Here is a 9,559-nt window from a genome sequence, read left to right on the forward strand (position 1 = left end):
GCATGCAGGAAGAACCCGCGCGCGAACAGGATCACGCGACGGCGCCGGAAGCTCCGGCGCCGTCCTCGTCTCTGCTGGACGAACTGGGCCGGCTGGCCGGTGCGGTGCGCCGGCTGTTCGGCGCGCAGCTGCAGCTGCTGGCCGCCGAGCTGGGGCTGGCGCGCAGCGCGGTGTCGTGGCTGCTGGTGGCTGCGCTGCTCGCCACCGTGGCCGGCGTGGCGCTGGGCCTGACCCTGCTCGGCCTGGTCGGCGTGCTGCTGGCCACCTGGTTCCACTCGTGGATCTGGGCGCTGCTGGTGCTGGCGCTGCTGCAGGCATTGCTGCTGGCGGGCGCGATCGGGCTGTTCCGCCGCTGCATGCACTGGATGAGCCTGCCCGCCACGCGCCACGAATGGGGTGCGATGATGCGCGAGACGCTGCATCGCGCCGAGCGCGAGGTCGACGGCGAATCCGCGGGGGAGCACAAGCCATGAGTCTGTTCAGCCATCTCGACAAGGTGCGTGCGGCACAGGCGCGGGTGGCCGCGCATCGCGCGGAACTGGCCGAGCCGGCCGCGGCCCTGCTGGCGCGCGGGGAGCGGCATCCGCTGCTCGCGCTGGGCGCGGCGGGCGGCGCGGGCTTCGTGCTCGGCAGTCTCGACGTGCATCCCCTGCGCGTGCCGGGCGTGGGGCCGCTGTTGCGCGGTGGCCTTGCCGAAGTGGTGGCGCAGGGCGTGCGCATGGTCGTCGAGCTGGGTGCCGGCGCCTTCGACGACGCTTCCGCATGAACGATCCGCTGCCGCTGTCCGGTGCCGCCGCCGCGTGCGAAGCCGCGCCGCCGGTGCCGCCGCCGCGTGCATCGATCCTGTCGCGCGGCCGCTTCGCGCGGCGCAGCGCACGCGGCATGCGTCGCCACCTGCGCGCGATCCGCGTGCTGCTCAACGCGCTGCTGCTGCTGGCGCTGCTGTACACGGTGACGCTGTGCAAGGCGCTGCTGATCCCGCTGGTGCTGGCCGCCTTCATCGGCCTGGCGCTGAACCCGGTCGTCGCTGGCGCCGCCCGCTGGGGCGTGCCGCGCTGGCTGGGTGCCAGCGTGCTGATGCTGGCGTTGATCGGCGGCATCGGCACCGGCATCGGCCTGCTCACGCCGCCGGCACTGGACTGGATCCACGAGGCGCCGAGCACGATCCGCCGCTTCGTGCCGAAGCTTGAGCACATCACCCAGCCGCTGGAAGCCGCCAACCGTGCCACCCAGACCCTGGTCAACGGCCGCCCGACCTACGCACGGCCGCAGCCGGCCGATGTGGCGGTGAGCGCATGGGACGTGGTGTCGGCGGCGCCGAAGGTGCTGGCGGCGGTGCTCACCGTGGTGCTGCTGGTGTTCTTCTTTCTCGTCTACGGCGACCTGCTGCTGCGCCGGCTGGTCGAGATCGGGCCGGGCTTCAGCTACAAGCGCCAGGCGGTGTCGGTGGTGCGCGGCATCCAGCACGAGGTGTCGCGCTACATCCTCACCACCTTGCTGATCAACTTCGCGCTGGGCGCGCTCACCGCGGGCATCCTGTGGCAGCTGCGCATGCCCGATCCGCTGCTGTGGGGCGCGGTGGCGATGTTCGCGAACTTCATCCCCTACGTGGGCGCGATCTTCACCACCAGCGTGCTGCTGCTGGTGGGCCTGGTGCATTTCGACCAGCTCGGCCACGCGCTGCTGCCCGCGCTGTGCTTCGCCGGGCTGACCGTGTTCGAGGGCAACCTGGTGACGCCGCTGATCCTGGGCCGGCGCATGCGCCTGTCGCCGATCGCGATCCTGGTCTGGCTCCTGGTCTGGGGCTGGCTGTGGGGCATCCCCGGCGCGCTGCTCGCGGTGCCCATGCTGACCAGCGTCAAGCTGATCGCCGAGCACGTGCGCGGCTGGGCGTGGTTCGGGCACATGGTGCAGCGCTAGGGCAACGCGAGCGGTGCCGATCGGTCGCCGCCGTCAGTCCCCGTGCGGCGACGGACGGCCCGCGGCAGCGGGGCGATCGTGCAGCACATGCGCCACGAGCAGGGCGACCGCCGTTCCGGCCAGCTGGGCCAGCACGAAACCCGGCACGTCGACGGGCCGGATGCCGGCGAACGTGCGGGTCAGTGCACGCGCCACGGTGACCGCGGGGTTCGCGAACGACGTGCTGGCGGTGAACCAGTACGCGGCGAAGATGTAGCTGGCGACCAGCGCAGGCATCGCCGCGGGCCGGGCGCGTGCACCGAGCAGGATGGTGAGCAGCAGGCCCGCGGTGGCCACACCCTCGCTCAGCCATTGCGCGGCGCCGCTGCGCGCATGGATGCCCGGTTGCAGCAGCGGCTGGCCGAACATGGCATGGGCCAGCAGCACGCCGCCGACTGCCGCGACGAGCTGTACGGCGACGTAGGCGAGGGTTTCGCGCGTGTCGAGTTCGCCGCGCATGCGCAGCGCGAGGGTCACGGCGGGATTGAAGTGCGCGCCGGAGACCGGGCCGAGCACGGCGATCAGCACGTACAGGATGCCCGCGGTCGCCGTCGCGTTCGCCAGCAGCGCGATGCCGTCGTTGCCGCCGGACATCGCCACGCCCATGATCCCGGAGCCCACCACCGTGGCGAGCAGCACGCCCGTACCGAGGAATTCGGCGACCAGTCTGCGCGGCAGCGACATCACAGCTCCGCCAGCAAGTGCTTCACGCGCGCGGCGATCTCGTCGCGTACCGCGCGATAGCCGGCGTCGTCCATGTTCTTCGGGTCGGGCAGGTTCCAGTCCTCGCGCCGTTTCGCCGGCACCCATGGGCAGCTGTCGCCGCAGCCCATGGTGACGACGGCGTCGAACTCGCCGCCGACGTCGGCGAGCGACTTCGAGGCATGCACGGTCAAGTCATAACCGAGCTCGGCCATGAAGCGCACCGCCTTCGGATGGATCCGGCCGGACGGAGCCGAGCCGGCACTCAAGGCTTCGACCGCACCGCCGCCATGGATGCGCGCGAAGGCTTCGGCCATCTGGCTGCGGTTGGCGTTTTCCACGCAGACGAACAGGACGCGTTTCATCGGATCGGGCTCATGGCACGGGGACTTGGGAACGGCAAGCTGCGAATCGCCGCTTGTGGGCCGCTCAGCAACAGCCGGAATTCGGCGCGCAGCAGGCGGCGCCCTTGTCGACCTTCGGCTTCGCCGTGCGCGCATCCGGAGCGCAGGCCGCGCCACCGGCCGCGCAGGCCGCATCGGCGGCGTAGTAGCTGGTAGCGTCGCCGACGGTGTGGAAGGTTTCCCAGCGCGTGCCCTGCGGGTCTTCGGTCCACAGCTTGTCCGAGTGCGCATAGCAGCAGACGGCGCCGTCTTCCGGCACCACGCTGCCGCCCGCGGCGTCCAGGCGCGGGCCGAGTGCGGCGAGTTCGTCGGCGCTGTCGACCTGCAGGCCGAGATGGTCGATGCCCGGCGCGCGGCCGGTGCTGGAGATCGCGAAGTTGATGCGCGGGTCTTCCAGCATCCACTTGGCGTAGTCGTGCTTGACCACGCTGGGCTCCGCGGCGAACAGCTGCGTGTAGAAGCGGATGCTGCCGGCGAGGTCGGCGACGTTGAGGTGCACGTGGAAGCGGTTCATCGCTTGGCTCCGGTCTTGCGTGGCTTGCAGGGAGACGCCGGCCCGCAGTCGGCGGTGCCGGTGCAGCAGTTCTCGGTGAGGTAGGCCAGCAGCGCGTTCATCTGCCCGTAGTTGGCGCGGACGCGGATCACCCGCCCCTCGCGCTGGTCCTCGACCAGTCCGGCGGCGCGCAACACGTTGAGATGCGCGCTCAGCGTGGCGGGCGGCAGGTCGAGGTGTTCGCGCAACTCGCCGACCGGCAATCCTTCCGGACCAATCTGCACCAGCCGGCGGAAGGCGGCGAGGCGGGAATCGTGGCTGAGCGCGCCGAGGGCGGCGAGGGCGTCTGGCGTTTCCATGATTTCATATTTCCGGAATCATGGAATAATGTCAACACGTGGCGATTCCCCGCACCGCCGGGTCCGGCGGCCGTTCCCCCGTTACCGCGCCGCCGCGAGCGCCGCCTGCTGCCGCAGCCACGGCTGCAGGTCGAGCTTCCAGATGCCGGATTGCCCGGTGAAGTAGACGCTGTGACCGTCCGGCGCGATGTGCGAGCCCCACGGCACGTCCTTGTTCGCGACCGCGCCGAGATCGATCGGCTTGCCCCAGTGGTCGCCCTCGCGGAACGCGATGCACAGGCGGCCCAGGCCGCCCTTGGTCTTGCCGTAGTCGAACACGATGAAGGACTGGTCTGGCGCGACCGCGGGATCGTGGGTGGAGACGGCGGAATTGCCCAGTCCCGCGCGCACCGGCGGCAGGTAATGGCCGTCGCGATACGTCGCATGCCAGGTATGCATCGCCTTCGTCTCGCGATCGAAGCGGAGGAAGTACAGGCTGCCGTCCGCGGCGATGCTGGCGAAGTCGACGAACGCATCGCTGTTGACGACGGAGCCCAGCCAGACGGGTTGGCCCCAGTCCTTGCCCTCGCGATCCACCCGCCACAGGTTGGAGCCCGGCCAGCTGCCGGCCGCGAAGTAGTCCTGCGTCAGCGGCTGGCCGCCCGGCGTCGGCGGGCGATCCGAACCGAACAGCAGGTAGCTGCCGTCGGGCGCCATCACCGGATCCTGGTCGTACCAGCGGCCGGAGAAGCCTGCGACCGCGGGCGGCGACCAGCGGCCATCGATCTTGTGCGACACCATGATGCTCTTGCGCTTGCCCGCGCTGCGGTCGAAGAACACCGTGTTGCCGTCGGGCGTGAAGGCCAGCGTGTCGTCGCTGTCGGGATGGAGGATGCCGTCCAGCGTGACGGGCTGTGGCGTCGCGGTGGTGGTGTCGGCGGCATGCGTTGTGGCGGCAGCGAGCAGCAAGCCGGCGATGAGCAGGCAACGAGCCTTGGTGTGCTTCATCGTGCGTCCTCCACCGGCATCGCGTTGAGCAGGATGTACTGGCGCTCCGTGGCCTCGACGCGGCCGCACTGGGCGGAAGTCAGCGTTGCCGGTCGCGTGCTGACCAGTTCGTCGCTGAGCACGATGCCGTCGCGGAAGGTGGTCCAGCCGCGCCAGTGCGTGCGACCGGCTTGCCGCGCCAGCACGCAGGGCTGGCCGTTGCGGGTCAGCGTGAGCGTCGGCTTGTCGTCTAGCCAGGCGCCGTCACCTTGGCCTTCGCGTTCCAGTGTGACGGTGCGGGTGGCGGGATCGAATGCCGTCACGGTCACCGTTTGTCGTCCGGCCGGCCCCAGCTCCCACGGCGCGGCGATATCCACTGTCCAGTGCTGGCCCACTTGCAGCGTGGCCGGCGCCGGGCCCCACAGGCGCGGGTTGTAGGCCAGCCCGCTGGCGTCGGTGTTCGGCACGCACTTGCCGTCGTAGCAGTTGCTGGCGCCAGCGTCGGGCAGCGCCACCGCGCCGCTGCCGGCGGGCCGGCCGTCGTAGCGGTAATCGATGTGCAGCTGCGGCGGCACGGATGCGGCGTCGGTCACGCGGTAGGTCGCGGTGCCGCTGATCCGGTGCACCAGTTCGGCGAAACCGGGCGCCCGGACCGCGATGGCGCGCGAGAACACGTTGGCGAAGCTGGCGCCGGCGCGGTAGGCGGGCGTCAGCGCCGGTGCCGTGGCGGGAGCCGCGGCGGCCGCGGTGGACAACAACAGCGCGGCCAGCAAGGACGACAGCATGCGGGTAGTGGACACAGGGCCTCCGCGGCGGATCAGTGGTCGATGCCGTGCGCGCGCAGCACGTCGGCGATGTCGAAGCGCCACAGGTTGCGCGAGCCGTTCAGCGGTTGCTGCAGGCGCTGCTGCAAGGTGGCGGTGTTGTCGCGCGGCTTGGGGAAAGACACCTCGTCGCGCCGGTTGCTGGAAACGTACAGCTCGCCGAAGCGCGGCCCCAGCGCAGGCGCGTTCTCCAGCGACGGGCTGTTGACGTCGCCCGGCAGGTGCAGCGGCTTGCCCCAGCGGCCGTCCGGCTGGCGGAACACGATGTAGAGGTCGGCGCTGCCCAGCGAATCGCCCTCGTTGCCGGCGTAGACGAGGAAGCGTTGCCGCGGGTCGATCGCCGGATCCATGCGGTTGCGCGCGACGTCACCGAGCTCCACGCGCTGCGGCGCCGCGTAGCCTTGCGCGGTGCGCCGCGCCACGTAGATCTGGTAGGCGGCACCGGAGTCTGGCCGGTGCGCGGAGAAGTAGATGTCGCCGTTCGCCGCGACGGACGGGTTGTAGATCATCGCGCCGTCGTTGAGCGCGCCGTCCACGTGCACCGGCGCGCCCCAGCTTCCGTCAGGCTGGCGCTGCACGAACCAGAGGTTGGTGCCGGCGAAGCGATGGCCGCCCATTTCCGTCGTCAGCGGTGCACCGCCCGGCTGCACGGGACGGTTGGAGACGAAGTACAGCCATCGGCCGTCCGGCGCCAGCGCGGGTTCGGAGTCGTGCCACTCGCCGGAGAATGCGGCCACCTGCGGCGTGCCCCAGTGCCCGCCAGTCCGATGCGAGACCATGATGGTGTCGTCGCGTTCGGCGAAGTCGGAGCGCATGAAGTACAGCGTGTCGCCGTCCGGCGTCACGGCGGCCGAGGTTTCCTGCAGGCCAGTGGAGATCGTGCCGGGGCCGACCAGTTCGCCGTGCGTCTGTGCGCGCGCTGCGATGGGTGCGGCAAGTGCGACAGCGATGCCGGCGGCGAGGATGAGTGCACGTGGGGACATGGGGACTCCGATGGGCGAATTCAGGCGGCGTAATGCGCCGCCAGCCAGGGCGCCAGCGACAGGCGCCAGATGTGGTTGTTGCCGTTGTCCCACGCGCGCATGCGCGCCAGGTCGGCGCGGTTCGAAGTGAACACCAGGTAGGAGCCGTCCGGCGCCATCGCCGGATCGTGGTCCTGCCACTGCCCGGAGAACGACGCGATCCGCGGCGCGGACCAGCCGTCGCGCGTGCGGTGCGATTCCATGATGAAGCCGCTCGCACCCGCCTGCTGGTCGAAGTACACGATGGCGCCATCGGGCGCGAAGGTGAGGCAGTCCACACCGACAGGGCCGGAGATCGCGCCGGGCGCGAAGATCTCCGGCTGCGGCGAGGTCGCTTCGGCGGCGCGCAGGCCGACGGCGGCGAACGCGCCGATCAAGGCGAGCGCACCGGCCAGCAAGGCGAACAGGCGATGGAGCATGCGGGTGCCCCGGCATGATGACGATGACCAGGAGTCTGCGCAGCGGCATCGGCGTGCCGCCGCGGGTTTGTGACGAGCGGAGTGAAGGCGCGTGACCAGCGGTTGCTCGCGCGGGGCGAGCGGTTCGATCGCATCGGGATGTCAGGTGCCTCGATGCATCGCGCGCTGCTCTTGCTTGTCGCGGTGTTCGGCACGCCAAACGTGCAGAGCAAGAGGCTTCGTCTGTTTGCTGTCGGCCGATACCTGACATTGCCGAACCGCAAAGCCAACCCCGGACCCGCCGGGAAGCATTGCTCGAAGCCGGCAACCGGGCGGATGGTGCCTGCCGGCTAGCACATCGCAACCATCCCCACCCATGGGCCATCACGTGTCCGCGGTGGCATGTCGCGGGCTCCTAGCCTGCTGCCTTCGATGCAGCTCCGAGGAAGCGTTCGACGATCTCCGGCAGCATCGGCTCGACGGGGAGCGTGTAGTGGGTGGTGTTCGGCAGGATGGCGAACTCGTTTGCGGGCCGCAGGGAGCCATCGATGCCGGCATCGCGCTGACCGCCGCCCAACGCCTTCCAGAACTCGACCATGTGTTCGGGCCGGATGGCGTCAGCGTCGGCATAGACCAGCAGTGTGCGTGCCTTGAGCCTGGCGACGTCGGCGCTCCAGTCCCAAGGGCGTTTGGTCAGGTCACCGACCTTCCTGAAGAGCTTGGTCCAATCGACATCGGGATAGGTCTTCCCCAATGGCGATGCCTTGACGGCAGGGCCGAGCGTGGCAGCGTTGGCCTCCAGCTGTTTGAAGGCCACCACCCCCTCCGGATAAAAGCTGTCCTGCCTCATCGCCGCGGACACGAGCACGAGCCGGTCGACCACATGCGGATGGCGAATGGCGGTCTCCAGCGCGACGCCGGAACCCAGCGAGTAACCCATGACGTCGGCCTTGCCGAGGTTCAGGTGACCGATCAAAGCGGCGATGTCGTCGCCCATCGTTTCACTGCGCAGCGGCCTGTCGGTGTCTGGCGTACGCCCATGTGCCTGCAGATGGGGGGCGATCACCCGCCGGCCCCTGGCCAGTTCCGCCAGATTGCTCCCGAAGCTGTCCGGGTCGATGCTACCGTGGAGAAGAATGAGCGGCTTGCCGGCGCCGTGCACGCTGTAAAAGAGATGCTGGCCATTGACGTCGGCAAAGTTTCCGTTCGGGACGGCGAGGGTCTTCTTGGCTTGAATGGGAAGAGCGGCTGTCAGCACGGCGGTCGCCATGGCCGTCTTCAGGAAATCGCGTCTGAGCATATCGTCCTCACGTGGCGCCGGACTGGCCGGCGCGGCGGTGATCGTGCGTTTCATCGGCATCCCTTCCATGCGCCGGTGGCCGCGGTGTGGTCACGATCTGTCTGCGAGCAACTCATCCAGCTGCGCGAACTGTTCGGGCAGGCCTTCCGCCGAGCCGGCGAGGGCTTCGTCGAGGGCCGCTTCCGTGGGGTAGCGTTCGTGGAAGGTGACCCGCGTCTTGCCGGCATTTTCCTCGAACGTCACCGTGGTCACGGCGCCCTCGTCGCTTTCCTCGTTCGTCCATGCGATGCGCTTGTTCGGCGTCACTTCCCGGTACGTGCCGAAGAACGCCATCGGCTGGTCGAAGGCCGGATGGCTGAACACGAGGCGATACGCGCCCCCGGTGCGAACGTCCATGTCGCACGAGACCAGCGACATGCCCGCCGACTTCGGAACCCACCAAAGCTTGAACCATTCGGGATTGCTCCACGCCTCGAAGACGATGTGCGCCGGGGCATCGAACGTTCGCGTCACGACGAGTTCGTGGTCGGACTTGCGCTCCACAACGGTGCGGTTGGTGGCGGCGGAACTACCTTCTTTTGCTTTGGGCATCTGCCTTCTCCTTGCGTTTCAAGTGATCGACAAGCTTGTCCAGCGCGTCGAAGCGCGCGCTCCAGAGTTCGCGGTGCCGCTCGATCCAGGCGGCCTCTTCTTCCAGCCGGCGTCGTCCGAGCGTGCAGGTTCGTACGCGCCCGACTTTCTCCGTGGTCACGAGCCCCGCCTGCTCCAGGATGCTGACGTGCTTCTTCATGCCCGTGAGGGTCATGCGAAACCGTTGGGCAAGGTCGGTGATCGAGGCGTCTGAGTCCCCGAGCTGCTCCAGCACGCCGCGCCGGGTGACATCGGAGAGCGCGGCGAACGTTGCGTCGAGGCGGGCTTGATAGTGAACCATATGGTTCACTGTAAGGCGAGCATGGGTGATTTGCAAGCGAATGACCCCGCGGGCGCAAATCGCACGTGGCTCCTCTGCCGTTCCGAACCCGGAGTGCGCATGCCGAGCATGGGCAAAGTTCCGGCCGGCGGCTTTGGGGCAGCCGGATCAAGACGCCGGACGATTCCTCAGGGTCGCAAGCTGCCGCCCACGTTCTCGGGA

15 protein-coding genes are annotated in these 9,559 nt (G+C 69.3%); 4 read left to right on the forward strand and 11 right to left on the reverse strand.

What is annotated here, in order from left to right:
• Positions 1-2: 2 nt before the first annotated feature.
• Genes AB7878_RS09235 through AB7878_RS09245 form a run of 3 tightly spaced genes read left to right on the forward strand, consistent with a single transcriptional unit; the run spans position 3 to position 1,920 of the window.
• Positions 3-473, forward strand: a complete 471-nt coding sequence (locus tag AB7878_RS09235) for an ABC transporter ATP-binding protein (RefSeq protein ID WP_369494080.1) — start codon at positions 3-5, stop codon at positions 471-473.
• Positions 470-766, forward strand: coding sequence for a hypothetical protein (locus tag AB7878_RS09240; RefSeq protein ID WP_369494081.1), 297 nt, complete (start codon positions 470-472; stop codon positions 764-766). Before AB7878_RS09235 ends, AB7878_RS09240 begins: the two co-directional genes overlap by 4 nt.
• Positions 763-1,920 carry an AI-2E family transporter gene (locus AB7878_RS09245; RefSeq protein WP_439653780.1) on the forward strand — a complete coding sequence of 386 codons (1,158 nt, stop codon included), beginning with the start codon at positions 763-765 and terminating at the stop codon, positions 1,918-1,920. The genes AB7878_RS09240 and AB7878_RS09245 overlap by 4 nt, the downstream gene beginning before the upstream one ends.
• 33 nt (positions 1,921-1,953) lie before the next feature.
• Here AB7878_RS09245 and AB7878_RS09250 read toward each other — a convergent pair whose 3' ends face one another.
• The 8 genes from AB7878_RS09250 to AB7878_RS09285 form a co-directional block, all read right to left on the reverse strand.
• The gene (locus AB7878_RS09250; protein WP_369494082.1) at positions 1,954-2,643 is read right to left on the reverse strand and encodes an aquaporin; all 690 of its coding nucleotides are present in this window, start codon (positions 2,641-2,643) and stop codon (positions 1,954-1,956) included.
• Positions 2,643-3,026: an arsenate reductase ArsC gene (locus AB7878_RS09255; protein ID WP_369494083.1), complete on the reverse strand. Its 384-nt coding sequence runs from the start codon at positions 3,024-3,026 to the stop codon at positions 2,643-2,645. The genes AB7878_RS09250 and AB7878_RS09255 overlap by 1 nt, the downstream gene beginning before the upstream one ends.
• A 64-nt stretch (positions 3,027-3,090) precedes the next feature.
• Positions 3,091-3,579: an ArsI/CadI family heavy metal resistance metalloenzyme gene (locus AB7878_RS09260; RefSeq protein ID WP_369494084.1), complete on the reverse strand. Its 489-nt coding sequence runs from the start codon at positions 3,577-3,579 to the stop codon at positions 3,091-3,093.
• Complete coding sequence (locus AB7878_RS09265) at positions 3,576-3,917, reverse strand: ArsR/SmtB family transcription factor (protein WP_369494085.1); 342 nt, start codon at positions 3,915-3,917, stop codon at positions 3,576-3,578. The genes AB7878_RS09260 and AB7878_RS09265 overlap by 4 nt, the downstream gene beginning before the upstream one ends.
• 81 nt (positions 3,918-3,998) lie before the next feature.
• Positions 3,999-4,904 carry a TolB-like translocation protein gene (locus AB7878_RS09270; protein WP_369494086.1) on the reverse strand — a complete coding sequence of 302 codons (906 nt, stop codon included), beginning with the start codon at positions 4,902-4,904 and terminating at the stop codon, positions 3,999-4,001.
• Entirely contained in the window at positions 4,901-5,683 is a 783-nt protein-coding gene (locus AB7878_RS09275; RefSeq protein WP_369494087.1) for a hypothetical protein, read from the reverse strand. The genes AB7878_RS09270 and AB7878_RS09275 overlap by 4 nt, the downstream gene beginning before the upstream one ends.
• A gap of 17 nt (positions 5,684-5,700) precedes the next feature.
• Positions 5,701-6,690 carry a TolB-like translocation protein gene (locus AB7878_RS09280; protein WP_369494088.1) on the reverse strand — a complete coding sequence of 330 codons (990 nt, stop codon included), beginning with the start codon at positions 6,688-6,690 and terminating at the stop codon, positions 5,701-5,703.
• Between the two features lie 20 nt (positions 6,691-6,710).
• Positions 6,711-7,148, reverse strand: coding sequence for a TolB-like translocation protein (locus tag AB7878_RS09285; protein ID WP_369494089.1), 438 nt, complete (start codon positions 7,146-7,148; stop codon positions 6,711-6,713).
• 81 nt (positions 7,149-7,229) lie between these two features.
• On the opposite strand from AB7878_RS09285, the gene AB7878_RS09290 reads away from it, so the two are divergent.
• Complete coding sequence (locus tag AB7878_RS09290; RefSeq protein WP_369494090.1) at positions 7,230-7,481, forward strand: hypothetical protein; 252 nt, start codon at positions 7,230-7,232, stop codon at positions 7,479-7,481.
• 61 nt (positions 7,482-7,542) lie between these two features.
• Here AB7878_RS09290 and AB7878_RS09295 read toward each other — a convergent pair whose 3' ends face one another.
• Genes AB7878_RS09295 through AB7878_RS09305 form a run of 3 tightly spaced genes read right to left on the reverse strand, consistent with a single transcriptional unit; the run spans position 7,543 to position 9,394 of the window.
• Positions 7,543-8,481 (reverse strand): alpha/beta fold hydrolase, encoded by a 939-nt coding sequence (locus tag AB7878_RS09295; RefSeq protein WP_369494091.1) that lies wholly within the window; start codon positions 8,479-8,481, stop codon positions 7,543-7,545.
• A 36-nt stretch (positions 8,482-8,517) separates the two neighbouring features.
• Positions 8,518-9,018 (reverse strand): SRPBCC family protein, encoded by a 501-nt coding sequence (locus tag AB7878_RS09300; protein WP_369494092.1) that lies wholly within the window; start codon positions 9,016-9,018, stop codon positions 8,518-8,520.
• A complete protein-coding gene (locus tag AB7878_RS09305; protein ID WP_369494093.1) occupies positions 8,996-9,394 on the reverse strand; it encodes an ArsR/SmtB family transcription factor in 399 nt (132 codons plus the stop codon). The genes AB7878_RS09300 and AB7878_RS09305 overlap by 23 nt, the downstream gene beginning before the upstream one ends.
• Between the last annotated feature and the right edge of the window lie 165 nt (positions 9,395-9,559).

It is taken from the genome of Rhodanobacter humi (assembly GCF_041107455.1).
GTDB lineage: Bacteria > Pseudomonadota > Gammaproteobacteria > Xanthomonadales > Rhodanobacteraceae > Rhodanobacter_A.

Excerpts from the sequence above, each read along its gene's own strand:
- AB7878_RS09260 (WP_369494084.1), bottom strand. The coding sequence starts at position 3,579 with ATGAACCGCTTCCACGTGCACCTCAACGTCGCCGACCTCGCCGGCAGC.
- AB7878_RS09280 (WP_369494088.1), bottom strand. The coding sequence starts at position 6,690 with ATGTCCCCACGTGCACTCATCCTCGCCGCCGGCATCGCTGTCGCACTT.
- AB7878_RS09240 (WP_369494081.1), top strand. The coding sequence starts at position 470 with ATGAGTCTGTTCAGCCATCTCGACAAGGTGCGTGCGGCACAGGCGCGG.
- AB7878_RS09270 (WP_369494086.1), bottom strand. The coding sequence starts at position 4,904 with ATGAAGCACACCAAGGCTCGTTGCCTGCTCATCGCCGGCTTGCTGCTC.
- AB7878_RS09255 (WP_369494083.1), bottom strand. The coding sequence starts at position 3,026 with ATGAAACGCGTCCTGTTCGTCTGCGTGGAAAACGCCAACCGCAGCCAG.
- AB7878_RS09250 (WP_369494082.1), bottom strand. The coding sequence starts at position 2,643 with ATGTCGCTGCCGCGCAGACTGGTCGCCGAATTCCTCGGTACGGGCGTG.
- AB7878_RS09245 (WP_439653780.1), top strand. The coding sequence starts at position 763 with ATGAACGATCCGCTGCCGCTGTCCGGTGCCGCCGCCGCGTGCGAAGCC.
- AB7878_RS09265 (WP_369494085.1), bottom strand. The coding sequence starts at position 3,917 with ATGGAAACGCCAGACGCCCTCGCCGCCCTCGGCGCGCTCAGCCACGAT.
- AB7878_RS09235 (WP_369494080.1), top strand. The coding sequence starts at position 3 with ATGCAGGAAGAACCCGCGCGCGAACAGGATCACGCGACGGCGCCGGAA.
- AB7878_RS09300 (WP_369494092.1), bottom strand. The coding sequence starts at position 9,018 with ATGCCCAAAGCAAAAGAAGGTAGTTCCGCCGCCACCAACCGCACCGTT.
- AB7878_RS09285 (WP_369494089.1), bottom strand. The coding sequence starts at position 7,148 with ATGCTCCATCGCCTGTTCGCCTTGCTGGCCGGTGCGCTCGCCTTGATC.
- AB7878_RS09295 (WP_369494091.1), bottom strand. The coding sequence starts at position 8,481 with ATGAAACGCACGATCACCGCCGCGCCGGCCAGTCCGGCGCCACGTGAG.